This window comes from Paracoccus sp. NIOT.M2S5SZ12, from assembly GCF_057748165.1.
Genome location: NZ_JBYLFR010000003.1, coordinates 73,182 through 97,634 on the forward strand (window position 1 = coordinate 73,182; position 24,453 = coordinate 97,634).

General features: G+C 70.0%; 24 protein-coding genes. 12 read left to right on the forward strand and 12 right to left on the reverse strand.

Features of this window, described 5'->3' with window-relative positions; genetic code table 11:
• Both AC2SGK_RS03870 and AC2SGK_RS03875 read left to right on the forward strand, forming a co-directional pair.
• The gene (locus tag AC2SGK_RS03870; protein ID WP_488322274.1) at positions 1–1,002 is read left to right on the forward strand and encodes a class I SAM-dependent methyltransferase; all 1,002 of its coding nucleotides are present in this window, start codon (positions 1–3) and stop codon (positions 1,000–1,002) included.
• Positions 999–1,805, forward strand: a complete 807-nt coding sequence (locus AC2SGK_RS03875) for an SDR family NAD(P)-dependent oxidoreductase (RefSeq protein WP_488322275.1) — start codon at positions 999–1,001, stop codon at positions 1,803–1,805. Before AC2SGK_RS03870 ends, AC2SGK_RS03875 begins: the two co-directional genes overlap by 4 nt.
• Here the strand turns inward: AC2SGK_RS03875 and AC2SGK_RS03880 are convergent.
• Positions 1,802–2,218, reverse strand: a complete 417-nt coding sequence (locus AC2SGK_RS03880; RefSeq protein ID WP_488322276.1) for a hypothetical protein — start codon at positions 2,216–2,218, stop codon at positions 1,802–1,804. The genes AC2SGK_RS03875 and AC2SGK_RS03880 overlap by 4 nt on opposite strands.
• 62 nt (positions 2,219–2,280) lie before the next feature.
• On the opposite strand from AC2SGK_RS03880, the gene hemF reads away from it, so the two are divergent.
• A complete protein-coding gene (gene hemF / locus AC2SGK_RS03885; RefSeq protein ID WP_488322277.1) occupies positions 2,281–3,147 on the forward strand; it encodes an oxygen-dependent coproporphyrinogen oxidase in 867 nt (288 codons plus the stop codon).
• A gap of 10 nt (positions 3,148–3,157) precedes the next feature.
• Here hemF and AC2SGK_RS03890 read toward each other — a convergent pair whose 3' ends face one another.
• The 4 genes from AC2SGK_RS03890 to AC2SGK_RS03905 form a co-directional block, all read right to left on the reverse strand.
• A complete protein-coding gene (locus AC2SGK_RS03890; RefSeq protein ID WP_488322278.1) occupies positions 3,158–3,484 on the reverse strand; it encodes a YnfA family protein in 327 nt (108 codons plus the stop codon).
• Positions 3,481–5,442 carry a DNA topoisomerase IV subunit B gene (gene parE, locus AC2SGK_RS03895; RefSeq protein WP_488322279.1) on the reverse strand — a complete coding sequence of 654 codons (1,962 nt, stop codon included), beginning with the start codon at positions 5,440–5,442 and terminating at the stop codon, positions 3,481–3,483. The genes AC2SGK_RS03890 and parE overlap by 4 nt, the downstream gene beginning before the upstream one ends.
• A gap of 105 nt (positions 5,443–5,547) precedes the next feature.
• On the reverse strand, positions 5,548–6,192 hold the full coding sequence (locus tag AC2SGK_RS03900) for a glutathione S-transferase family protein (protein WP_488322280.1): 645 nt from the start codon (positions 6,190–6,192) through the stop codon (positions 5,548–5,550).
• A gap of 64 nt (positions 6,193–6,256) precedes the next feature.
• A complete protein-coding gene (locus tag AC2SGK_RS03905) occupies positions 6,257–7,225 on the reverse strand; it encodes an alpha/beta fold hydrolase (protein ID WP_488322281.1) in 969 nt (322 codons plus the stop codon).
• Between the two features lie 115 nt (positions 7,226–7,340).
• Here AC2SGK_RS03905 and AC2SGK_RS03910 point away from each other — a divergent pair, with 115 nt between their 5' ends.
• Both AC2SGK_RS03910 and AC2SGK_RS03915 read left to right on the forward strand, forming a co-directional pair.
• Complete coding sequence (locus tag AC2SGK_RS03910; protein ID WP_488322282.1) at positions 7,341–8,009, forward strand: DUF1007 family protein; 669 nt, start codon at positions 7,341–7,343, stop codon at positions 8,007–8,009.
• Between the two features lie 14 nt (positions 8,010–8,023).
• Entirely contained in the window at positions 8,024–8,902 is an 879-nt protein-coding gene (locus AC2SGK_RS03915) for a nickel/cobalt transporter (protein WP_488322283.1), read from the forward strand.
• On the opposite strand, the gene hisG is transcribed toward AC2SGK_RS03915, so the two are convergent.
• Genes hisG through hisS form a run of 3 tightly spaced genes read right to left on the reverse strand, consistent with a single transcriptional unit; the run spans position 8,899 to position 12,202 of the window.
• On the reverse strand, positions 8,899–9,576 hold the full coding sequence (gene hisG / locus AC2SGK_RS03920) for an ATP phosphoribosyltransferase (protein ID WP_488322284.1): 678 nt from the start codon (positions 9,574–9,576) through the stop codon (positions 8,899–8,901). The genes AC2SGK_RS03915 and hisG overlap by 4 nt on opposite strands.
• Entirely contained in the window at positions 9,573–10,643 is a 1,071-nt protein-coding gene (locus tag AC2SGK_RS03925) for an ATP phosphoribosyltransferase regulatory subunit (RefSeq protein ID WP_488322285.1), read from the reverse strand. Before AC2SGK_RS03925 ends, hisG begins: the two co-directional genes overlap by 4 nt.
• Complete coding sequence (gene hisS / locus AC2SGK_RS03930) at positions 10,640–12,202, reverse strand: histidine--tRNA ligase (RefSeq protein ID WP_488322286.1); 1,563 nt, start codon at positions 12,200–12,202, stop codon at positions 10,640–10,642. The genes AC2SGK_RS03925 and hisS overlap by 4 nt, the downstream gene beginning before the upstream one ends.
• Positions 12,203–12,260: 58 nt before the next feature.
• Here hisS and AC2SGK_RS03935 point away from each other — a divergent pair, with 58 nt between their 5' ends.
• From AC2SGK_RS03935 to ispG, 5 genes are all read left to right on the forward strand, one after another.
• Positions 12,261–12,479, forward strand: a complete 219-nt coding sequence (locus AC2SGK_RS03935; RefSeq protein WP_488322287.1) for a SlyX family protein — start codon at positions 12,261–12,263, stop codon at positions 12,477–12,479.
• 210 nt (positions 12,480–12,689) lie between these two features.
• A complete protein-coding gene (locus AC2SGK_RS03940) occupies positions 12,690–13,982 on the forward strand; it encodes an adenylosuccinate synthase (RefSeq protein WP_488322288.1) in 1,293 nt (430 codons plus the stop codon).
• 87 nt (positions 13,983–14,069) lie between these two features.
• Complete coding sequence (locus tag AC2SGK_RS03945) at positions 14,070–14,279, forward strand: DUF2842 domain-containing protein (RefSeq protein ID WP_488322289.1); 210 nt, start codon at positions 14,070–14,072, stop codon at positions 14,277–14,279.
• Positions 14,276–14,935: a thiamine diphosphokinase gene (locus AC2SGK_RS03950; RefSeq protein ID WP_488322290.1), complete on the forward strand. Its 660-nt coding sequence runs from the start codon at positions 14,276–14,278 to the stop codon at positions 14,933–14,935. Before AC2SGK_RS03945 ends, AC2SGK_RS03950 begins: the two co-directional genes overlap by 4 nt.
• Before the next feature lie 80 nt (positions 14,936–15,015).
• A complete protein-coding gene (gene ispG, locus AC2SGK_RS03955) occupies positions 15,016–16,131 on the forward strand; it encodes a flavodoxin-dependent (E)-4-hydroxy-3-methylbut-2-enyl-diphosphate synthase (protein ID WP_488322291.1) in 1,116 nt (371 codons plus the stop codon).
• Between the two features lie 64 nt (positions 16,132–16,195).
• On the opposite strand, the gene moaA is transcribed toward ispG, so the two are convergent.
• Complete coding sequence (gene moaA, locus AC2SGK_RS03960) at positions 16,196–17,203, reverse strand: GTP 3',8-cyclase MoaA (RefSeq protein ID WP_488322292.1); 1,008 nt, start codon at positions 17,201–17,203, stop codon at positions 16,196–16,198.
• Positions 17,204–17,320: 117 nt separating this feature from the next.
• Here moaA and AC2SGK_RS03965 point away from each other — a divergent pair, with 117 nt between their 5' ends.
• Positions 17,321–17,806, forward strand: a complete 486-nt coding sequence (locus AC2SGK_RS03965) for a hypothetical protein (protein ID WP_488322293.1) — start codon at positions 17,321–17,323, stop codon at positions 17,804–17,806.
• Here AC2SGK_RS03965 and AC2SGK_RS03970 read toward each other — a convergent pair.
• Positions 17,794–18,477 (reverse strand): DNA alkylation repair protein, encoded by a 684-nt coding sequence (locus AC2SGK_RS03970; protein WP_488322294.1) that lies wholly within the window; start codon positions 18,475–18,477, stop codon positions 17,794–17,796. The two genes, AC2SGK_RS03965 and AC2SGK_RS03970, sit on opposite strands and share 13 nt — an antisense overlap.
• Positions 18,478–18,612: 135 nt before the next feature.
• Here AC2SGK_RS03970 and aroA point away from each other — a divergent pair, with 135 nt between their 5' ends.
• Positions 18,613–19,944 carry a 3-phosphoshikimate 1-carboxyvinyltransferase gene (gene aroA, locus AC2SGK_RS03975; RefSeq protein ID WP_488322295.1) on the forward strand — a complete coding sequence of 444 codons (1,332 nt, stop codon included), beginning with the start codon at positions 18,613–18,615 and terminating at the stop codon, positions 19,942–19,944.
• 64 nt (positions 19,945–20,008) lie between these two features.
• On the opposite strand, the gene AC2SGK_RS03980 is transcribed toward aroA, so the two are convergent.
• Complete coding sequence (locus tag AC2SGK_RS03980; RefSeq protein ID WP_488322296.1) at positions 20,009–21,904, reverse strand: propionyl-CoA synthetase; 1,896 nt, start codon at positions 21,902–21,904, stop codon at positions 20,009–20,011.
• A gap of 177 nt (positions 21,905–22,081) precedes the next feature.
• Positions 22,082–24,361 (reverse strand): NADP-dependent malic enzyme, encoded by a 2,280-nt coding sequence (locus tag AC2SGK_RS03985; protein ID WP_488322297.1) that lies wholly within the window; start codon positions 24,359–24,361, stop codon positions 22,082–22,084.
• Positions 24,362–24,453: the final 92 nt, after the last annotated feature.

The following is a 24,453-nucleotide window of genomic DNA, read 5'->3' on the forward strand; positions in this document are numbered from 1 at the left end:
GTGACCCAATCACGACTGGACCTGGCCTTTCCGGACGGCCATCCCGGAGGCCGGGTGCTGTTCGTCGGCGCAACCGCTGCCGACGATCTGTTCCCGCTGGACCCCGCCCGACTGACGATCGTGCAGGGTCACGCCCCCGATCACGACGCGCTGGCCGAACGCGGCCTGACCGTGGCCCCCGCGGCCGACGGACGCTTTGATCTGGCGATCGTGCGGCTGCCGCGGGCCAAGGCGGCGGCGCGAGCGCGCATGGCGCTGGCGGCCGACCATCTGCCCGAAGGCGGCACCCTCTGGGTGGACGGCCAGAAGACCGACGGCGTCGATTCGCTCTTGAAGGAGCTGCGCGGGCTGGCCCCGGTCGCGGACGTGATCAGCAAGGCCCATGGCAAGATCTTCCGCGTGACCCTGCCCCAGGGCGGGCTGCCCGCCGACTGGCGCGCCGAGGCCCGCGAGGTGGAGCCCGGCTTCCGCACGCTGCCCGGCGTCTTTTCGGCCGACGGGGTCGATCCGGGGTCGCGGATGCTGGCGCAGCACCTGCCGCCCAAGATGCCGACGCGTGTCGTGGACCTGGGCGCGGGCTGGGGCTGGCTTTCGGCGCAGGCGCTTGCCCGGCCGGGCATCGCCGAGATCCACCTGGTCGAGGCCGATCACGCCGCGCTGGAATCCGCGCGGATGAACGTGACCGATCCTCGCGCCCGGTTTCACTGGGCGGACGCGCGCGGCTTCCGCCTGCGCGAGCCGGTGAACGGGGTCATCATGAACCCGCCCTTCCACGAGGGACGTCAGGCCGATCCGCGTCTTGGCGCGGCCTTCATCGAAACCGCCGCCCGCATCCTGACCGGGGCGGGCCGCCTTTGGATGGTCGCCAACCGGCACCTGCCTTATGAGACAGTGCTGGCCCAGCATTTCGGGCAGGTCCACGAGATCGGCGGCGACACGCGCTTCAAGGTGATCGAGGCCACCGCCGCCGGCAAGGGCGCGGCCCGGGGGGCGCGGCGATGACGCTGTCGATCCAGGGCAAGACCGCCATCGTCACCGGTGCGGCGCGCGGCGTGGGTCTGGCCATCGCGCGCCATCTGGCCGAACGCGGGGCGCATGTGATGATGGCCGACAGCGACGAGGCCGCGCTCCAGTCGGTCATGGAAGACTATGCCGATGACCAGACCCAGCTGCGCCATTTCGTGGGCAGCGTCTGCGAGCGGCTGGACATGGCGAACCTGCTGTCGGCCACGCTGGACGCCTTCGACCGGGTGGACATCCTGGTCAACGCCCACCGCTTCGTGCGGGGCAGCGATCCGCTGGACACCGACATGGACGCGCTGGAGGAGATGCTGCGCCAGAACATGCTGGCCGGTCTGCGCCTGTCGCAGATGGTTGCGAAACGCATGATCCGGCAGGCGGAGAACGACGCGGCCTCGGTCCAGAACGGCGCCATCGTGAACATCTCGACCCTGGCGGCGCGGCGACCGATCCCCTCGATGCTGGGGTATTCCATCGCCTGCGCGGCGCAGGAACAGGCCACGCGGGGGCTGGCGCTGGCCCTGGCGCCGCACCGCATCCGCGTGAACGGCGTCAGCTTCAGCAGCGTCATGTCGCATGAGCTGCAATGCGCGCTGCGCGATCATCCCGAACAGCGCGCGCAGGTCATCGCGGGCACGCCCCTGGGCCGCATCGCCCCGGCGGACGAGCTGGCCGAGACGGTCCATTACCTGTGCAGCGACGGGGCGCGCTTCGTGACCGGTCAGATCATCACCGTGGACGGCGGGCGCAGCCTGGCCGATCCGGTGACCTCGCAGGTGCTCTAGGCCTCTTCGGGATAGGCGGCGCGGCAGGCCGAGACCGCCGCCTCCGCCCCGCGCGCCAGCGTCGCCTGACGAGCCTTCAGCCCGTCGCGCTTGCGGGTCTCGGCGGCGGGGTCGATGGGCACGCGGTAGGATTCCGTGTCCACATAGTCGCGCCAGCAGCCATAGGTCGTGACATGCGCCTTGCCGTCGCGGTCGCGGAACACCCGTTCGCATTGCGCAAAGCGGCTGCGCACGACCTGACGCTCCTCCCAGGCATAGCCGCGTGACAAATTGCCCTCGACCTCGGCCAGAAGGGCGCTGACGGTGCGGTATTCGCTGGTGTTTCGGCTGATGCAGCGTTCCTGGGGCGTGCCGCAGGCGGCCAGCATCAGGGGCAGGGTCAGCGTCAGGGCAAGGGCGGTGTTGCGGCGCATGGCGGCTCTCTTTAGATGTCCTGGCACGCTAGCCGCAAGGCGGGCACCATTGCAAATCACGAATGAGGTCCATGATGGACGACCAACGTCGCCGCGCCGCCCAGTGGTTCCACGCGCTGCGCGACCGCATCGTCGCGGCCTTCGAGGCGCTGGAGGATCGCGGCCCCGGCGACGCGCCGGCCGGCCGCTTCGAGGTGACGCCCACCGCGCGGGGCGAGGATGGCGGCGGCGGGCTGATGTCGGTCATGCGCGGCGGCCGCGTCTTCGAGAAGGTCGGCGTGAACTGGTCCGAGGTCCACGGCACGCTGGCGCCGCGCGCGCAGGCCGCAATGGCCGCCCGCGGCGTGCCCGGCATGGCCGACGACCCGCGTTTCTGGGCGTCGGGGATCAGCCTTGTGGCCCACATGCAGAACCCGCACGCGCCCGCTGTCCACATGAACACGCGCATGTTCTGGACCCCCGGCGCGTGGTGGTTCGGCGGCGGCGCCGACCTGAACCCCTGCATCGAATACGCGGAAGACACCGCGCATTTCCACGACGTGCTGCGCGCGGCCTGCGCCCAGCACAGGCCCGACTACTACGACCGGTTCAAGGCCTGGGCGGACGAGTATTTCTTCATCCCCCATCGCGGTCGCGCGCGGGGCGTGGGCGGGGTCTTTTACGACGACCTGAACACCGGCGATTGGGAGGCCGACTTCGCTTTCACCCAGGCCGTGGGCGAGGCCTTCCTGCCCGCCTTCCTGCCCCTGGCCGAGGCGCGCACGACCCAGCCCTTCGACGATGCGGACCGGGACGCACAGCTGATCCACCGGGGTCTCTATGCGGAATACAATCTTGTCTATGACCGCGGGACCAAGTTCGGGCTTGAGACCGGGCACAATGCCGATGCCGTGCTGATGAGCCTGCCGCCGCTGGCCAAGTGGGTCTAGGCCCGACCGCTCAGGCCCGCGCGCCCGACAGGATCACCGCCGCCCCGACGATGCACAGCCCGGCCCCGAGCAGGTCCAGCCTGCCGGGGGCCTGCCCCTCGACCAGCCACAGCCAGGCCAACGACGCGGCGATGTAGATGCCGCCATAGGCCGCATAGGCGCGGCCCGCGAAATCGGCCTGAACCTGCGACAGCAGCCACGCAAACAGCGCCAGCGCCGCCATGCCCGGCACCAGCCACAGCGCGGAGCGGTCCAGCCGCCACCACGCCCAGAAGGCGAAACAGCCCGCGATCTCGGCCAGGGCGGCCGCGACGTAGAGGCCGATGGTCGGGATCACACGTCCAGTTCCTCGACGAAGCGGGCGTTCTCCTGGATGTATTCGAAGCGCAGCTCGGGCTTCTTGCCCATCAGGCGTTCGACCAGATCGCCGGTCTCGCCGCCCTCGTAATCGTCGATGCTGACGCGGATCAGCTTGCGGGTGGCGGGGTTCATGGTCGTGTCCTTGAGGTCCTTGGCATCCATCTCGCCCAGACCCTTGAAGCGCTGGACGTCGATCTTGCCGCGCCCGCCCAGGCCCTTCTGCATCATCCGCTCCTTCTCGGCATCGTCGGAGACGTAAAGGCGCTGCGCCCCCTGCGTCAGGCGATAGAGCGGCGGGCAGGCCAGATAGAGATGCCCCCGGTCGATCATCGGCCGCATCTGCGTGAAGAAGAACGTCATCAGCAGGCTGGCGATATGTGCGCCGTCCACATCCGCGTCGGTCATGATGATGACCTTGTCATAGCGCAGATCGTCCACGTTGAACTTGGACCCCATGCCCACGCCAAGCGCCTGGCAGAGGTCGTTGATCTCCTGGTTCGCGCCCATCTTCGACGATGCCGCCCCCAGCACGTTCAGGATCTTGCCGCGCAGGGGCAGCAGCGCCTGATTGGTGCGGTCGCGCGCCATCTTGGCCGATCCGCCCGCCGAATCGCCCTCGACGATAAACAGCTCGGTCCCCTCGCGGTTCGTGGCGCTGCAATCGACCAGCTTGCCGGGCAGGCGCAACTTCTTGGTGGCGGTCTTGCGGGCGGTCTCCTTCTCCTGCTTGCGGCGCAGGCGTTCCTCGGCGCGCAGGACCAGGAAATCCAGGATCGCGCCCGCCGATTTCGTGTCGCTGGCCAGCCAGGTGTCGAAATGGTCGCGCACCGCGCCCTCGACCAGGCGCGCGGCCTCGGTCGTGGCCAGGCGGTCCTTGGTCTGGCCCACGAATTCCGGCTCGCGGATGAAGCAGCTGACCAGCGCGCAGCCGCCCGTGCCCAAATCCTCTCGGGTGATCTGGACGGCCTTCTTGTTGCTGACGCGCTCGCCATAGGCGCGGATGCCCTTCAGCACGGCGGCCCAGAAGCCCATCTCATGCGTGCCGCCCTCGGGCGTGGGGACCGTGTTGCAATAGGACTGGATGAAGCCGTCGCGGGCGGGGGTCCAGTTCACGGCCCAATCGACCTTGCCCGGCACGCCGAACTTGGCGTTGAAATCCACGCTGCCCGCGAACGGGCGCTCGGCATAGGTGCTGGCCCCGGTCAGGGTCTCGGTCAGGTAATCGGCCAGGCCGCCGGGGAAATGGAAGGTGGCCTCGCGCGGGGTCTCGCCGTCGTCGATCTCGGTCTTCCAGCGGATCTCGACGCCCGAGAACAGATAGGCCTTGGACTTGACCATCTTGATCAGCCGCGCGGGTTTGAAGCGGTGATGGCCGAAGATCTCCTCATCGGCATGGAAGGTCACTGTCGTGCCGCGCCGGTTCGGGGCCGCGCCGATCTTGGCCACCGGCCCCTGCGGGATGCCGCGCGAGAAACGCTGCTCGAACAGCTCCTTGTTGCGCGCGACCTGCACGACCATCAGGTCCGACAGCGCGTTCACGACCGAGGCGCCGACCCCGTGCAACCCGCCCGAGGTCTGATAGGTGTCACCCGAGAACTTGCCCCCCGCATGCAGGGTGCACAGGATCACCTCCAGCGCGGACTTGCCGGGAAACTTGGGATGCGGGTCGATGGGGATGCCGCGGCCGTTGTCGCGGACCGTGACGCTGTAATCGGCGGCCAGTTCGACCTCGATGCGCGTCGCGTGACCCGCCACGGCCTCGTCCATCGAGTTGTCCAGGATCTCGGCCACCAGGTGGTGCAGCGCGCGCTCGTCCGTGCCGCCGATATACATGCCGGGGCGCTTGCGCACGGGCTCCAGCCCCTCCAGCACCTCGATCGAGGCTGCGGAATAGGCGTCGCTGGCGGCATTGCCGGAGAGAAGGTCGTCGGCCATCGGTCGTCTCGTCGCTTTGGGATCGGGCCCGCTTATCTCATGCGCCGGGGGCGGGCGGCAAGGGGTAGTGGCCCCCGCTGCCCGGACCCCACCGATTGCGGCGCCTTAGGCCGGTTCGGCCATCCGCGCGGCCCACATCGTCTTGAAGGCCGGACGGTCCTGACAGGCCGCGAGCCAGGCGCTGATCGCGGGGTGGCGCGCCATCAGCGCCGCGTCGCCCTTGGCATAGCGGATGATCTCGGCCAGGTTCAGGTCGGCCACGGTGAAGCGACCGCCCACTAGATAGGCATGCGTCGCCAGATGCTCCTCCACCACGGCCAGGGGGCGGGCCAGGCGGGCGGCGGCCTCGGCCACGATCTCGGCATCGTCGGCGGACTGGCCCAGCATCAGGATGGTCAGCGCGTCCGGCTCGATCGCGGTCGCGCCATAGAGCGACCACTGCGTCATCAGCGCATCCTCGGCATAGTCCTGCGGACCGGCGGGGCCGCCATGCTTGCGCGCCAGATGCAGCGTGATCGCCAGCGATTCGGACAGCACCAGCCCCTCGTCCTCGATCACCGGGATCGCACCGGCAGGCGACAGGGCCAGGAAATCAGGGCTTTTCGTGTTCGGGGGCGCATCGGGCACCTCGGCATCGGCGATGCGATAGGCCTGGATGACCGGCACCTGCCGGAAGGGCAGGTCCAGTTCGTGGCAGAGCCAGATGACGCGCGATGCGCGCGAGCGGGTGACGCCGTGGATGGTCAGCATGATGGCCCCTTTGGGTTCGTTCGGCGGCCACCTTGCGGCGCACCCGCGCGCCCCGCAAGCCCCCTCAGCGAACCCCGGCGCGCGCCGCGGCGCGGTCAATGGCGTCGATGATCGCCTGCGGATCGCCATGCTGGGGCATGTGGCCCTGATCGGGCAGCAGGGTCAGGACCGCATCGGGCAGCCGCTTGACCAGCTCCATCCCGTGCATTCCCGCCGGAACCAGCATGTCCCGCTGGCCGTGGATCACCTCGACCGGCATGTCGAGGCGCGGATACAGGTCCTTCATGACCCGCAGATAGGGGCGCAGATGACTGATCTGCGCGGCATTGGCGCGATAGTTCTGCCGCCGTGCGGCCAGGCCGATGCCGATGTAATCCGCATATCCGGGCGGAACGGCCTGCGGGGCGAAGATGCCCTCCATGATCCGCTCTCCCAAGGCCACCGGGGCCAGGGCGGTCAGCATGGGCGGGCCCACGCGGTCGCCAAGAGGCGTGTCGATGAAGGCGTACCAGCCGGTCATCTGGCCCTCCCACGGCATCGTGGCTCCCGACACGATGACCAGCGCCGCCGTGTCGGCCGGCGCGCGCAGGCCCCATGCCAAGGCCACCGCGCCGCCATAGCTGTGCCCCAGCACGATCGGATCGCGCACGTCGAGCTGCGCCGCCGCCCGTTGCAGCAGATCGGCCTGCGCGATCGGGTTGTCGGTCTGATCGCCGATCGGGTCGGTCCATCCAAGTCCCGGGCGATCGAAGGCGATGACCCGGTATCGCGGGGCCAGCCTGTCGGCCAGATCGAAGGTGAAGTCGCGGCTGCTGCCGCTGGCGCCGTGCAGCAGGATCAGATCCGGCCCCTGGCCCCTGATGTCGACATGGACGGTCCTGCCGTCCACCTCCAGCAGCTGCCCGGTGGGGGGGAACTGCGCCTCGAATGCGGCTTCGCGTGCGGTGGCGCGGGCATCGACCAGCCGGCCGCAGCCGCTCAATGCCACGCTCGCCGCCGCCAGTGCCGCCATGGTGAACGCCCGTCTTCTCATCGCCCGCTCCTTCGCGTCCCGCAGGGGATTTCCGCCCGTCTGGCAAAGCGGTGATTTGCATGACGGGCGCCCTGCGGGTAACTGGAAGCGCTGTCCTTGCCAAGGTGTTCCGCCCATGCCGCTGCGTGCCGCAACCGCCACTGCCCTGCTGCTGAGCCTGCCGGAAGGCGCGCTGGCCCATCCGCATGTGTTCATCGACGCGGCGCTGTCGCTTGACTATGCCGATGGCGGCGCGCTGCGCGAAGTGGCGGTGGAATGGACCTATGACGAATTCTATTCGCTGCTGATCATCGAGGATCTGGGCCTGGACCCCGATGGCGACGGGGTGCTGACCGAACCCGAGATGGCGGCCCTGCAAGGCTTCGACGCGGAATGGGAGCCGGGCTTCGACGGGCGGCTCTATCTCAGCGTCGACGGCGCGCCGGTCGCGCTGGAGGGCCCCCGCGAGTTTTCCGCGCGCTATGAGGACGGGCGGCTGGTCTCGCGCCATGTCCGCCCCGTGGCGCAGCAGGTGGGCGCGGAGGCGCCCCTGCGCGTGCAGGTCTACGACCCCGAATACTATGTCCAGTTCAGCCTGCCCGAACCGCCCGCGATCCGGGGCGCGGAGTGCCGCGTGGACCTGCGCATGGGCGATCCCTATGCGGCGGCCGATGCCTATGCGCGCGCCGTGGCCGACGCGCTGGAGGAGGATCAGGACGCCAGCGTCGATCAGGAGCTGCTGATCGTCGACATCGGCGCGACCGGGGCCGATGAGGCGCGCATCGCTTGCGGGCCGGGCGCATGATTCGCGCGCTGGCCATGACCGGGCTGATCGTCGCGGCGGCGCTTCTGGCGCTGTGGTGGGGCGGGGGCCTGGCCGGGATCGAGCGGTGGGCCGCCGATCAGCAGCGCGCGACCCAGAACGCGATGGCGGGCGCGCTCCGCGCGCTGCGGGCGGGGCAGCCGGGCGCCGTCGCGTCGCTGATGGGGCTGTGCTTCGCCTATGGCGTGGCCCATGCGGCGGGGCCGGGTCACGGCAAGATCATCATCGGCAGCTACGGCTTCGGCGCGCAGGTGCCGCTGGCGCGGCTGGCAGGCCTGTCCATCGCCTCGTCCCTGGCGCAGGCGGCGACGGCGGTGCTGCTGGTCTGGGGCGGCATCACGATCCTGGATCTGGGGCGCGAGACGCTGACCAACCTGTCGGAGACCGCGATGGTGCAGATCAGCACCGCGCTGGTCGCGATGGTCGGGCTGTGGCTGGCCTGGCGGGGGCTGACCATGCTGCGCGTGCAGGCGGCGCGGCGGCATCATCATCACCACGATCACGCCTGCGGCTGCGGCCATGCGCATGGGCCGACGCCCGAGCATCTGGCGCGCACGCGCTCGCTGCGCGACGGGCTGCTGGTCGTGGCGGGGGTCGCGATGCGGCCCTGCACCGGGGCGCTGTTCCTGCTCATCCTGACCTGGCGCATGGGGATCTTTCCCATGGGCATCCTGGGCGCGCTGGCCATGGGCCTGGGCACCGCGGTCGTCACCGTCGCGGTGGCCGGGCTGGCGGTCTGGGCGCGCCGGGGCAGCTTTGCGCTGATGCCGCAGAGCGGGCCCTTCGCGCAGGCCGGGCGCTGGCTGCCGGGCAGCCTGCAGCTGGGCGCGGGCCTGCTGATCGCCGCGATCTCGGTCGCGGTGCTGCTGCCCTAGGCGGGGATCAGGCGGTCCAGCAGGGCCGTCGTCTGCGGACCCATCGCGGCGCGCGCCGCGAACAGCGTCGCCTGAGAGCGCAGGATCGGCTCCTCGTCCAGGATGCGCAGGTTGTTGGCGCGCAGCGTCTCGCCCGAGGAGGTGATGTCGGCGATGGCCTCGGCGGTCTGGTTGGCGACCGTGCCCTCGGTCGCGCCCTGGCTGTCGACCAGCTGATAGTCGGCGACCTCATGGGCGGCCAGCCAGGCCCGGACCAGGCGATGATATTTGGTGGCGATGCGCAGCCGGAAGCCGTGTTCGGCGCGGAAGTCGCGGGCGATGGCGGCCAGGTCGTCCAGATCGCGGCAATCCTGCCAGCAGGCGGGAACGGCCAGGATCAGGTCGGCATGGCCGAAGCCCATCGGCGCGACCTCGGTCACCAGGTCGCGCCATCCGGCCAGCTTCTCGCGCACCAGATCGGTGCCGGTCACGCCCAGCTCGATCCGGCCCGCGGCCAGTTCGCGCGGAATCTCTCCGGCCGAGAGCAGCACCAGCGACACGCCCTCGACCCCCTCGACCCGGCCCGCATATTCGCGGTCCGAGCCTGCGCGCGACAGGCGCACGCCCCGGTCCGCGAACCAGTCGAAGGTCTGCTCCATCAACCGCCCCTTGGACGGCACCCCAAGCCGGATCATGCTTGCGCCTCCAGTTCGGCCACCAGGCCCGGACGGATGATCCCGCCCACGGCCGGGATCTCGCGCCCGCGTCCCAGGACCCGCGTCAGCGCGTCATAGCGCCCGCCCGAGGCGACCGGCGGCCAGCCCGCACGCCCCGCACCCTCGGCCAGGAAGCTGAAGGTGAAGCCGTCGTAATATTCCAGCGTCGTGCGCCCATGGCTGGCGTCGAAGGTCACATGGCCCAGGTCGATGCCGCGCCGGGCGATCGCGTCCATTCGCGCCGCGATGCGCGTCACCGCGGGCACGATGGCGGGCATGTCGCGGGCCAGCGCCTGCAGCGCGGGCAGGGCCTCGGGGACCGGGGCGCGCAGGGCGAACAGACGGTCCAGCCGTTCGGACCAGACCGGGGGCAGGGGCGCCACGGCGGCATCCGCGTTCAGCCGGGCGATGCGGCGCACCATCTCGGCCTCGTGGCGCAGGCCCGCCCAAGGCGCGTCCGTCGGCACCGGGCTGCGGGCCAGGGTGGGGCGGGAGAAGCGGTCCAGCAGACGGGCAAAGCGCCCCGGACGCCAGATGTGGTGCATCAGCGCCTCGGCCCGCGCGGGCGGCAGCGGCAGGCCGCGCACCGCGTCCAGAAGCAGGCCCATGTCGCCCGTCTCGGCGCGCAGCGCGTGGGGCGCCAGCGCGTCGTGGAACAGGGCAAAGACCTCGACATCGGCATCCGGGTCGCGGGTGAACAGCTCGAACCCGCATTGCAGATATTCGGTGTCGCGCGGATTGGCGGGATGGGTGTCGCCCATGTCCTGCTTGCGGAAGACCTCGCCCAGATAGCAGTAGCGGGCGGGCTCGGCCCCGCCCGACATATGCGCCTGCACCACCGGGACGGTGAAGTCGGGACGCAGCATCATCTCGCCCCGGATCGGGTCCTGGGTGACATAGGCGCGCGCGCGGATGTCCTCGCCGTAAAGGTCCAGAAGGTCGCCCGCGGGCAGCAGCAGGTCCGGCGCGATCTCCTCGGCGCCCGCATCGCGGAACCGCGACAGCAGGCGCTGGCCCACCGCCTGTTTGGCCTGCTTGGGGATCATGACAGGATGCGCCGCACTTCGGCAACCAGGTCTGCGACCGCGACCTCGGTCTGGGCGGGCTGGGATTTCCATTCCTCGACAGAGGCTTCGGCCGAGATCTTCGCGCCCAGGATGAGGTCCTTGACCTGCACGACGCCGCGCGCCGCCTCGTCCGCGCCCTGGATGATCGCCACCGGCGCGCCGCGCTTGTCGGCATATTTCAGCTGGTTGCCGAAGTTCTTCGGATTGCCCAGATAGACCTCGGCCCGGATGCCCGCGGCGCGCAGATCGGCGGCCATGGCCTGATAGTCGGCCATCCGGTCGCGATCCATGACGGTCACGACGACCGGCCCCGCGGTGTCGGCCCCGGCCAGGCCCTTGGCACGCAAGGCGGCCAGCAGGCGGTCCACGCCGATGCTGACGCCCGTCGCGGGGACCTTCTGGCCGGTGAACCGCTCGACCAGCCCGTCATAGCGCCCGCCGCCCGCGACCGATCCGAACTGCCGCCTGCGGCCCTTCTCGTCCAGGATCTCGAAGGTCAGCTCGGCCTCGAAGACCGGGCCGGTGTAATAGCCCAGGCCCCGCACGATCGAGGGGTCGATGACCGCGCGGTCCTCGGCCACGCCCATCGCGGCCAGCATCGCCGCGATCTGGCGCAGCTCGTCCACGCCCTCGGCCCCGATGGCCGATCCGCCGACGGCCGCCGACAGGTTGTCCAACGTCGCGGCATTGTCCGCGCCCTTGGCCTCCAGGAATGCCAGCACCGGCGCTGCCTGTGCCTCGGAGAGCCCCACGCCGTCGATGCGCGCGCCGCTCTCGTCCAGGCGGCCCGTGGTCAGCAGGGCCAGCACGCCCTCGCGGCCGACCTTGTCGAACTTGTCGATGGTGCGCAGAACTGCATCGGAAAGATCTGCCGCCATGCGCTGATTGCTAACCTCCAAGCCTTGCTTAATCGCTCCAATCATAGTGCTCGGTGCAGCGTTCAATGTGTCGAAATCGACCAGTACATTCTCCAGCACGCCGTTCAGGACCTTGCGGTTGTTGATCCGCACCAGATAGTCGCCGCGTGCGATGCCCACTGCCTCCAGCGCATCGGCCAGCATGCCGCAGATCTCGGTATCCGCCGCGACCGAGGCCGACCCGACCGTATCCGCATCGCATTGATAGAACTGCCGGAACCGCCCCGGGCCAGGCTTCTCGTTGCGCCAGACCGGCCCCATCGCATAGCGGCGATAGGGGCTGGGCAGATCGTTGCGATACTGCGCCGCGACGCGGGCCAGGGGCGCGGTCAGGTCATAGCGCAGGGCCAGCCAGTCGCCCGCTGTGCCGCCGCCGGGAACGGCCTCCTCCTGCCAGGCGAAGACGCCGGCATTGGGGCGGTCCACATCGGGCAGGAACTTGCCCAGGGCCTCGACGGTCTCGACGGCGCTGGTCTCCAGCGGGTCGAAGCCGTGGCGATGATAGATGGCGGCGATGCGGTCCAGCATGTCGCGACGCTCGGTCACGTCGGCGCCGAAGTAATCGCGGAACCCCTTGGGCGTCTCGGCCTTGGGGCGGGGCTGCTTCTTGTCTTTTGCCATGGTATCGATCGCCTTTTCGGGCCCATATTCAGGCGCCGCTGTAACGGAAGGTGACGACATGGACAAGGATCAGGAAAACCGCCTGCGCGCGCTGGAGGAGACGGTGGCCCATCTGACCCGCCTGAGCGAGGACCTGTCCGAGGTCATCGCCCGCCAGGACCGCGACCTGTCCCGCCTGACCGCCCGCGTCGAACGCCTGACCCTGGCCGAGGCCGAACGCCAGGCCGACGCCCCCGGCAGCGTCGCCCTGGCCGACCAGCGCCCGCCGCACTGGTGACAGGGCTTTTCTCTTAGTCTTCTTCTTCACTCTAAATATCCTCTGGGGGGTTGCCGGCCGGTGCGCCACCGGTCCGAGGACCGGCCGGCGACGGGGCGAAGCGCCCCCGGCCACCGCCCCGGCAAGGCCAGGACAAAGCGGCTTTCCCCGCCGCGCCCGATGCGTTAATGCCGGGGCGAAAAGAACATCGGACAACGAAAAGGATCGCTCATGGCCAATGTTGTGGTTGTCGGAGCCCAGTGGGGCGACGAGGGCAAGGGCAAGATCGTCGACTGGCTCTCGGAACGCGCCGATGTCATCGCGCGCTTCCAGGGCGGTCACAATGCCGGCCACACGCTGGTCATCGGCGACAAGGTCTTCAAGCTGTCGTTGCTGCCCTCGGGCATCGTGCGCGAGAACAAGCTGGCCGTGATCGGCAACGGCGTGGTGCTGGACCCCTGGGCGCTGTTCTCCGAGATCGACAAGCTGGCGGGGCAGGGCGTCGCCATCTCGACCGAGAACCTGATGATCGCCGAGAACACGCCGCTGATCCTGCCGCTGCACCAGGACCTGGACAAGCTGCGCGAGGAGGCCGCGGGCAAGGCCAAGATCGGCACGACCGGCCGCGGCATCGGCCCGGCCTATGAAGACAAGGTCGGTCGCCGCACGATCCGCGTGGCCGACCTAGCCGACGAGGAGACGCTGGACGCGCGTCTGGACCGCCTGCTGGCCCATCACGACGCGCTGCGCGCGGGTCTGGGCGCCACGCCCATCGACCGCGCCGAGCTGAAGGCCAGGCTGATGGAGGTGGCGCCCAAGCTGCTGCCCTTCGCCCAGCCCGTCTGGAAGATCATGGCCGATGCCCGCAAGGCCGGAAAGCGCATCCTGTTCGAGGGCGCGCAGGGCTCGCTTCTGGACATCGACTTCGGCACCTATCCCTATGTGACCTCGTCCACCACGACCTCGGGGGCGGCGGCCAGCGGCACGGGCATGGGGCCGGGGGCGATCGGTTTCGTGCTGGGCATCGTCAAGGCCTATACGACCCGCGTGGGCGAAGGCCCGTTCCCGACCGAGCTGGAGGATGCCGATGGCCAGCGCTTGGGCGAGCGGGGTCATGAATTCGGCACCGTCACGGGCCGCAAGCGCCGCTGCGGCTGGTTCGACGCGGTCCTGGTGCGCCAGACCTGCGCGATCAGCGGCGTGAATGGCATCGCCCTGACCAAGCTGGACGTGCTGGACGGGTTCGACACGCTGAAGATCTGCGTGGGATACGAGATCGACGGGGTTCGCTACGATTACCTGCCGACCGCGGCGGCGCTGCAGGCCAAGGTCACGCCGATCTATGAGGAGATGGAGGGCTGGCAGGAGTCGACCGCCGGCGCCCGCAGCTGGGCCGAGCTGCCCGCCGCGGCCATCAAGTATGTGCGCCGCGTCGAGGAGCTGATCCAGTGCCCCGTCGCGATGCTGTCGACCAGCCCGGAACGCGACGACACGATCCTGGTGACCGACCCCTTCGCCGACTGATGGCGTCCCGCGACGGCGCGGGGGACATCCTGTCCCCCGCACCCCCTGGGGCCTTCGCGCGCCCCGCCCTGGAAAGGCCGTGACCGCATGGAACTGAAGACCCGCAAGCGTCTATCGATCCTGATCCTGGTGGTCGGGATGCCGCTCTACGTCGTGGCGGCGGTGACGATCGTGAACTGGCTGGATGCGACCTATGGCCGCCAGCCGGTCTGGATCGAGCTGGTGATCTATGTCGTGCTGGGCGTCCTCTGGGCGCTGCCCTTCAAGCGCGTCTTCCGGGGCGTGGGCAAGGGGTGAGCGGCCGGCCGGTCCGCGACGCGCGCGGCGTCACCGTCATCGGCGGGGGCGAGGTCGCGGCTGCGGATCTGGAGGCGGCGCTGGCCATCGCGCCGGTTCTGGTCGCGGCGGACGGGGGGGCGGATCGCGCGCTGGAGCTGGGGCAGCCACCCGATTGGGTGATCGGCGATCTGGACAGCATCTCGGACCGCGCGCGGCGGCTGATCCCGCGCGAGCGGGTCATCGGCGTCGCCGAGCAGGACAGCACCGATTTCGGCAAGTGCCTGGAGCGGATCGAGGCGCCGCTGGTCCTGGCCGTGGGCTTTGCCGGGCTGCGGCTGGACCATACGCTGGCGGCGCTGAGCCTGCTGGTGCGGCCCGGCGCGCCGCGCGTGATGATGATCGCGGCCGAGGACGTGATCCTGGCCTGTCCGCCGCGCCTGACCCTGCCCCTGATGCCCGGCACGCGCGTGTCGCTGTTTCCCATGGGGCCGGCGCGGGGCACGAGCCAGGGGCTGGACTGGCCCATCGACGGGATCGATTTCGCCCCCGGCGGGCGGATCGGGACCTCGAACCGGGCCGGGGGGCTGGTGACGCTGCGGATGGAGGGGCCGATGCTGCTCATGCTGCCGCGCGACTGCCTGGGCACCGCGATCACGGCATTGCGCGGCGCCTGAGGGACGGGCTGCGGCGCGGGGGCGGTTGTCGCGCCGGGCCCTATGGCTTATCTGAGGGGGCGAACCCCCGGAGGCTTCCCATGTCGCTGAACCCGATCCGTCCCTGGCGCAACATCGAGCGCCGCAAGTCGCGCCAGATCATGGTGGGCAACGTCCCCGTGGGCGGCGACGCTCCGATCAGCGTGCAGACGATGACCAACACCAACGGCCATGACGTCAAGGCGACGCTGGCGCAGGTGATCGCCTGCGCCGAGGCCGGCGCCGACATCGTCCGCATCAGCGCCCCGGACCAGGAGACGACCCGCGCGCTGCGCGAGATCTGTCGCGAGAGCCCGGTGCCGATCGTGGCCGACATCCATTTCCACTACAAGCGCGCCATCGAGGCGGCCGAGGCGGGCGCGGCCTGCCTGCGCATCAACCCCGGCAATATCGGCGACGAGAGCCGTGTGCGCGAGGTCATCAAGGCCGCGAAGGATCACGGCTGCTCGATCCGCATCGGGGTGAATGCGGGGTCGCTGGAGAAGCACCTGCTGGAAAAATATGGCGAGCCCTGCCCGGACGCGATGGTCGAATCGGGGCTGGATCACATCAAGATCCTGCAGGACAACGACTTCCACGAGTTCAAGATCAGCGTGAAGGCCAGCGACGTGTTCCTGTCGGCGGCTGCCTATCAGCAGCTGTCGGAGGCCACGGACGCGCCGATCCATCTGGGCATCACCGAGGCGGGCGGCTTTGTCGGCGGCACGGTGAAATCCGCGATCGGGCTGGGCAACCTGCTGTGGATGGGCATCGGCGACACGATCCGCGTCAGCCTGTCGGCCGATCCGGTGCAGGAGGTCAAGGTCGGCTTCGAGATTCTGAAATCGCTTGGCCTGCGGACGCGGGGCGTGCAGATCATCAGCTGCCCCAGCTGCGCGCGGCAGGGGTTCGACGTGATCCGCACCGTCGAAGCGCTGGAGCAGCGGCTGGAACACATCAAGACGCCGATGTCGCTGTCGATCATCGGCTGCGTGGTGAACGGGCCGGGCGAGGCGCTGATGACCGATCTGGGCTTCACCGGCGGCGGGGCGGGGTCGGGCATGGTCTACATGGCCGGCAAGCAGAGCCACAAGATGTCGAACGACCAGATGATCGACCATATCGTGCAGCTGGTTGAGGAGCGTGCCGAGACGCTGGCCCGCGCGGCGGCGGAGTGATCCTGCGTCCCGCGGTGGCCGGGGGCGCTCGCGCCCCCCGGACCCCCCGCCCGGCGCCTCGTCGTCAGCCGCCCGTATGGCTCATGTGGCGGGTCATCTGGCCTGCGACGGCCTGACGGGAATAGTCGAAGTCGTGGCCCTTGGGCTTGCGCGCGATGGCGGCGCGGATCGTCTCGCGCAGGGCGGCGTCATCGGGACTTGCGCGCAGCGGCGCGCGCAGGTCGGCATTGTCCTCCTGGCCCAGGCACATGAACAGCTCGCCGGTGCAGGTGACGCGGACGCGGTTGCAGCTTTCGCAGAAATTGTGGGTGAGCGGCGTGATGAAGCCGATCTTCTGCCCGGTCTGGGCCAGGCGGACATAGCGGGCGGGGCCGCCGCTGCGTTCAGCCAATTCGATCAAGGTGAAGCGTTCCGCCAGGCGCGCGCGCAGGTCCGAGAGCGGCCAATACTGGTCCAGCCGGTCCTCCTCGCCCAAATCGCCCATCGGCATGACCTCGATGAAGGTCAGGTCATGGCCCTCGTCTCCGCACCATCGGACCATGTCGAACAGTTCGGTGTCGTTCACGCCCTTGAGCGCCACGGCGTTGATCTTGACCCTGAGGCCCGCGGCTGTGGCGGCGCGGATGCCCTCCAGCACCTGCGGCAGACGCCCCCACCGGGTGATCGCGGCGAAGCGGTCGGCGTCCAGCGTGTCCAGCGACACGTTCACGCGGCGCACGCCGATCTCGGCCAGCTCGGCGGCATGACGGGCCAGCTGGCTGCCGTTGGTGGTCAGCGTCAGCTCGTCCAAGCCGTCGCCCAGATGGCGCGCGACATTGCGCATGAAGCCCATGATCCCGCGCCGGACCAGCGGCTCTCCGCCGGTGATGCGCAGCTTGCGCACGCCCAGACCCACGAAGGCGGTGCAGAGCCGGTCCAGCTCCTCCAGCGTCAGCAGGTCGGCCTTGGGCAGGAACTGCATGTGCTCGGCCATGCAGTAGACGCAGCGAAAGTCGCAGCGGTCCGTGACCGACACCCGCAGATAGGTGATGGGCCGGGCGAAGGGGTCGATAAGCGGGGCGTGCTGGGTCATTCCCCCTATCTAGGCGCGGCGATCCCCGCTCACAAGCCGGACATGTCGGCGCGCGGCGGTGGACGGCGCGCGCGGGGCGTGCCAATCCTGTGCAAAAGCCTTTCGAAGGAGACGTCGATGCGCCTGACACCATTCGCCATCCTGGGAGTTGGACTGGCCCTTGCGGGATGCAGCCAGATGGCCGGCACCACCACCCGGACCGAGCGGCCGGCCGCCACGGCCGCGCAGACCTCGGCCGCGACGGCGGTGACGCGCGCGCCCGCGCCACGCCCCGCGGCCCGCGCCACACCCGCGCAGTTGAACACCACGACGCCCGAACAGCGCGCCGCCGCGGCACAGGCGCCCGCGGCGGCCGAGGAGCGCCTCGGCACCACCGTGGCCTCTCTGGGCAACCCGGCCGAGGGCGGGTTCTGGGTCAAGACGCCGCTGGTCGACGCGCCGGCCCAGGGGCGCATCGTCAACCCGGCCACGGGCAAGTCGGCCAAGGTCGAGCTGCGCCCCCTGACCGGTGGCGGCACCGGCAGCCAGGTCTCGCTGCCTGCGCTGCAACTCCTGGGCGTGCCGCTGACGGCGCTGCCGACGCTGGAGGTCTACCGCTCCTGATCGTCGGGCGCGGGGTCGGCCTCCGGGTCCGGCTCCGCGATGCGCGCGGCCTCGGCCACGGCCGCGTGCCAGGCGGCGACCCGGTCGGGGTCCCGCTTGGCCAGATCGCGCGCCCAGGTCTGCGCGGCCTGGCGCACCGCGCCGTTGCGGTCCGCCGCCAGCCGCAGCGCCAGGTCCAGCACCCGCTCGCGGATGGCCAGATCGTCGGGCTTGGGGTTGTTCATCTTGGCCCAGGGCAGGGTCGCGGTCAGCAGACCCCGGCGCAGCCACGGGTTGCGCGACGCGGCCCAGGGCGTGATCCGGTCCAGCCGCGCGGGATCGGCCATCAGGCGGCGGCCGGCCGCGGACATGACCGCATCGCCGATCTCGGCCCCGTCGATCTCATCGGCCCAGTCCAGGATCGCATCCCAGGCTGCGTCGTCGGGCTGCATCCGCGCCTGCACCAGAAGCCGCGCCGCGATCAGACGCGCATCGTGGACATTGCTGTCCCAGAGGGCGCGGGCCAAGGCGGTGCGGGCCTCGGGCTCATGCGCCGCGCGCCATTCGGCCGCGATCTCGTCGATGGCGGCGGGGGTCAGGCCAAGCGTCTCGCGCCCGGTCTTGTGGCGGGCGGCGGCGCGGGCCGCGCGGTCGGGGTCGGCCAGGGCGCGCAGCCGGTCCAGCTCCTGCATGGGGATCTCCTGTGATGCAGGCCCCCTTCTAGGGCGGCGGCCGTCCTGCCTCAAGACGAACCGCAAACCAAGATCGTGGTGGAAGCGCCCGCCCGCGCGGGCTAAAAGACCCCGCAAAAGCAAAAGGTCACGCCCATGTCGCACTCCGCCGAACCCCGTCCCATGACCTCCCGCCGCGGCGGCCCCCTGCGGGGCGAGGCGCGCGTGCCGGGCGACAAGTCGATCAGCCACCGCGCCCTGATCCTGGGCGCGATGGCGGTGGGCGAGACGCGCATCACCGGCCTTCTGGAGGGTCAGGACGTGCTGGACACGGGCCGCGCGATGCGGGCGCTCGGCGCCACGGTGATCCAGCACGGGCCGGGCGACTGGTCGGTGCACGGGGTGGGCGTGGGCGGCTTCTCGGCGCCGGCCGAGGTGATCGATTGCGGCAATTCCGGCACAGGGGTGCGGCTGATCATGGGCGCGGTCGCGACCACGCCGATCGCGGTCACCTTCACGGGCGATGCCAGCCTGTCGCGCCGCCCGATGGCGCGCGTCACCGACCCGCTGTCGCTGTTCGGCGCCCAGATCACGGCGCGCGAGGGCGGGCGGCTCCCGATCACGGTCGAAGGCTCGACCGATCCGGTGCCGGTCACCTACCGCACGCCGGTCGCCAGCGCGCAGATCAAGTCGGCGATCCTGCTGGCCGGGCTGAACGCGCCGGGCGAGACGGTGGTGATCGAGGCCGAACCCACGCGCGACCATTCCGAACGCATGCTGGCGGGCTTCGGCGCGCAGATCCGGAGCGAGACCACGCCCGAAGGCCATCGCATCACCCTGACCGGCCGCCCCGAGCTGCGCCCCCAGCCCGTGGCCGTGCCGCGCGACCCCTCCAGCGCCGCCTTCCCGGTCGCGGCCGCGCTGATCGTGCCCGGCTCGGAGATTCGCGTGCCCGGCGTCAGCCGCAACCCGACGCGCGACGGGCTCTATGTCACGCTGCTGGAGATGGGCGCCGACATCACCTTCGAGAACCCGCGCGAGGAGGGCGGAGAGCCGGTCGCGGACCTGCTGGTCCGCCACAGCGCGCTAAAGGGCGTGACGGTGCCTGCCGACCGCGCGGCCAGCATGATCGACGAATTCCCGATCCTGTCGGTCGTGGCCAGCTTTGCCGAAGGGCCGACGGTGATGAACGGCGTGGCCGAGCTGCGCGTGAAGGAAAGCGACCGCATCGACGCGATGGCGGTCGGCCTGCGCGCCAATGGGGTCGAGGTCGAGGACACGACCGACAGCATGACCGTCCACGGCATGACCCGCGTGCCCGGCGGCGGACGGGCCGTCACCCATCTGGACCACCGCATCGCCATGAGCTTCCTGGTCCTGGGCCTCGCAACCGAAAGCCCGGTGCAGATCGACGATGCCGGACCGATCACGACCTCCTTCCCGGATTTCGTGCCGCTGATGACGCGCCTCGGGGCCAGCCTCGACTGAGCCCTTCTTCTTCAGAAAAATATCCCGGGGGGAATCCCGGAACGGGATGGGGGGCAGCGCCCCCCTACGCCGCCCCGACGGGATAGCCGACCCCGGCCAGCGCGCCCCGGATCTCGTCTAGGATCGCCGGGTCGTCGATGGTGGCGGGGGCCTTGACCGCCTCGCCATCCGCGATCTTGGCCATGGTCGCCCGCAGGATCTTGCCCGACCGCGTCTTGGGCAGCCGATCGACCACGCAGGCGGTCTTGAAGGCCGCGACGGGCCCAATGCGGTCGCGGACCATGCGCACCACCTCGGCCGTGATCTCCGCAGGCTCGGCCGTCACGCCCTTCTTCAGGCACAGAAGGCCCAGGGGCGCCTGTCCCTTCAGCGCGTCAGCCACCCCGATCACGGCGCATTCGGCGACCGCCGGATGGCTGGCCAGGACCTCCTCCATCGCGCCGGTGGACAGGCGGTGGCCCGCCACGTTGATCACGTCGTCGGTGCGCGCCATGATCCAGACATAGCCGTCCTCGTCCACATAGCCCGCGTCGCCCGTCTCGTAATAGCCAGGGAAATGCTCCAGATAGGCGCGGCGGAACCGGTCCTCGGCATTCCACAGCGTGGGCAGCGTGCCGGGCGGCAGGGGCAGGCGGATCGCGATGGCACCAAGCGTGCCGGGCGCGACCGGGTGGCCGGCCTCGTCCAGGACCTGCACGTCATAGCCCGGCATCGGCACGGTGGGGCTGCCCTTGCGCACCGGCAGCAGCCCGACGCCCAGGGGGTTCGCGGCGATGGGCCAGCCGCTCTCGGTCTGCCACCAGTGGTCGATCACCGGAACCTTCAGGCGATCCTCGGCCCAGGTGACGGTGTCAGGGTCGGCGCGCTCTCCGGCCAGGAACAGCGCCTTGAGCGAGGACAGGTCGTGGCGGGCGACCAGCGCGCCCTCGGGGTCCTCGCGCTTGACGGCGCGGATGGCAGTGGGCGCGGTGAAGAAGGACTTGACCTTGTGATCCGCGATCACCCGCCAGAAGGTGCCCGCATCGGGGGTCCCGACGGGCTTGCCCTCGAAGATCACCGTGGTCGCCCCCGCGATCAGCGGCCCATAGACGATGTAGCTGTGGCCCACGACCCAGCCCACGTCGGAGGCGACCCAGAACACGTCGCCCGCCCCGATGCCGAAGATGTTCGGCACGCTCCAGGCCAGGGCCACCAGATGCCCGGCGGTGTGGCGGACCACGCCCTTGGGCTGCCCCGTGGTGCCGGAGGTGTAGAGGATGTAGGCCGGATGGTTCCCCTCGACCGGCACGCAGTCGGCGGGCGCGGCGGCATCCACGGCCTCCTGCCAGTCCAGATCGCGCCCCGCGACCATCTCGGCCGTGCATTCGGGGCGCTGGAACACGATGGTCAGGTCGGGCTTGTGGGCGGCCTCGTCGATGGCACGGTCCATCAGCGGCTTGTAGGGAACGACGCGCCCCGGCTCCAGCCCGCAGCTGGCGGCGATGATCGCGCGGGGCTGCGCGTCGTCGATGCGCACCGCCAGCTCATGGGCGGCGAAGCCGCCAAAGACCACCGAATGGATCGCGCCGATCCGCGCGCAGGCCAGCATCGCCTGCAGCGCCTCGGGGATCATCGGCATGTAGATGATGACCCGGTCGCCCTTGCCGATGCCGCGCGCGACGAGCACGCCCGCCAGGCGCGCCACCCGGTCCTGCAGCTCGGCATAGGTCAAGCGGCTGGTGCTGCCGGTCATCGGGCTGTCATGGATGACCGCGATCCGGTCGCCGTGACCCGCCGCGACATGGCGGTCGATGGCGTTCCAGCAGGCATTGACCATGCCGTCCGCGAACCACTCGCCCGCCGGTCCCTGATCGAAGAAGGCGCGGCTGGCCGGGCGGTCCCAGTCGATCGCCGTGGCGGCCTCGGCCCAGAACGCCTCGGGGTCGTCGCGCCAGCGGGCGTAAAGCTGATGATAGGACATGGCCCCTCCCTCCCAGAAGATGAGGGATTGTTACGCAGGGCCGGGGGCTTCGCGCAACAGTGTTAGCGTCCGATGCGGGGCCGGATTAGCAATAATCCCCGCCCGTCGTTTGCAAAACGGACGGCGCCGCAAACACGGGGTTTGCGGCGCCGCAGCATTTGCAAAGCGATGGGCGAATCAGCCGTAATGCGTGACCGGCGTCCCGGCTAGGACCGACATGTTCAACAGCCCCCGCGTGGTGATCGAGGGCGTCACGATATGCGCGCGGTTGCCCATGCCCATCAGGATCGGCCCGACCTCCAGGCCCTGGGCGCGCATCTTCAGCGCGTTCCTGACGCCCGATGCCGCGTCGGTGCCCGCAAAGATCAGCACGTTGGCCACGCCCTGCAGCCGCGATCCGGGGAAGATCCGCTCGCGCAGGTCGGGGTCCAGGGCCGCGTCCACATGCATCTCTCCGTCATACATGAAGTCCGGCTCGCGCGCGTCCAGCAGGGCCAGGGCCTCGCGCATCTTGCGCCCCGAGGGGCTGTCGGTGTTGCCGAACTGCGAATGGCTGCACAGCGCGATCTTGGGCGTCAGGCCGAAGCGGCGGACATGGCGCGCGGCGCCCATCACCGTCTCCATCACCTGTTGCGGCGTGGGGTCATTGTGGCACTGCGTGTCCGCGATGAACAGCGGCCCGTCCTCCAGGATGATCATGGACAGCGCGCCGACCGGGTGCAGCCCGCCCTGGGCCAGGATCTGGCGGACATATTGCAGGTGCCAGCTGTACTGCCCAAAGGTGCCGCAGATCAGGCTGTCGGCCTCGTTGCGATGGACCATGACCGCGCCGATGGCGGTGGTGTTGGTGCGCATGATCGCGCGGGCGATGTCGGGGCTGACCCCACGTCGGGCCATCAGCCCGTGATAGGTCTCCCAATAGTCGCGATAGCGCGGGTCGTTCTCGGGGTTCACGATCTCGAAGTCGCGCTCGGGGCGGATGGGCAGGCCCGCGCGTTCGGCGCGCATGGCGATGACGTCCGGGCGGCCGATCAGGATCGGGACGTCGGTCGTCTCCTCCAGCATGGCGTTGGCGGCGCGCAGCACGCGCTCATCCTCGCCCTCGGCGAAGACGATGCGGCGGGTGACGGTGGCCGCGGCCTCGAAGACCGGGCGCATGATCAGCGCCGAGCGGAAGACCGAGCCGTCCAGCTTCTGCTTGTAGGCCGCGATGTCCTCCAGCGGGCGGGTGGCCACGCCGGTCTCCATCGCGGCGCGGGCGACCGCGCTGGAAACGACGCCCATCAGGCGCGGATCGAAGGGCTTGGGGATCAGGTAGTCCGGGCCGAAGGTCAGCGTCTCGCCGCGATAGGCGGCGGCCGCCTCGGCGGCGGTGGTGGCGCGCGCCAGGGCGGCGATGCCCTCGATGCAGGCGATCTTCATCTCGTCGTTGATGGTGGTCGCGCCCACGTCCAGCGCGCCGCGGAAGATGAAGGGAAAGCACAGGACGTTGTTGACCTGGTTCGGAAAATCGCTGCGTCCGGTGGCGATGATCGCGTCGGGGGCCACGGCGCGGGCGGCGTCCGGGTCGATCTCGGGGTTGGGGTTCGCCAGCGCGAAGATGATCGGGCGCGGGGCCATGCGGCCGACCATCTCGGGCGTCAGGACGCCCGGACCGGACAGGCCCAGGAACAGGTCGGCGCCGTCGATGACCTCGGCCAGGGTCCGCTTGTCGCTGGCCTGGGCATAGGCGGCCTTCTGCGGATTCATGTCCAGTTCGCGGCCCTCATGGACCAGGCCGTGGATGTCGCAGAGCCAGACATTCTCACGCTTGACGCCCAGCTTCAGCAGCATGTTCAGGCAGGCGATGCCCGCCGCCCCGCCGCCGGTCGAGACGATCTTGATGTCCTCGAACCGCTTGCCCGCGATGCGCAGCGCGTTGGTCGCGGCCGCGCCCACCACGATGGCGGTGCCGTGCTGGTCGTCGTGAAAGACCGGGATGTTCATCCGCTCGCGGCAGATCTCCTCGACGATGAAGCAGTCGGGGGCCTTGATGTCCTCCAGGTTCACCGCGCCGAAGGTCGGCTCCAGCGCGCAGACGATCTCGGCCAGCTTGACCGGGTCGGGTTCGTTCACCTCGATGTCGAAGCAGTCGATATTGGCGAATTTCTTGAACAGGACCGCCTTGCCCTCCATCACCGGCTTGGAGGCCAGCGCGCCGATATTGCCCAGGCCCAGGACGGCCGTGCCGTTCGAGATGACGGCCACCAGGTTGCCCTTGGTGGTATAGCGCGCGGCGGTCGAGGGATCGGCCTTGATCTCCAGGCAGGCCTCGGCCACGCCGGGGGAATAGGCGCGGGCAAGGTCGCGGCCATTGGCCATGGGCTTGGTCGCGCGGATCTCCAGCTTACCCGGACGCGGGAATTCGTGATAATCCAGTGCGGCCTGTCTGGCGCTGTCCTGCCTGCGGTCTTCCATCTCTCGCCCCTCAAGTTTCGGAATTGGTTTACCGTTAAACCATTCCCGCGCCGGGGAACAGCGGGCTTCTGCGCGCGGCGGCGTGACTTGCA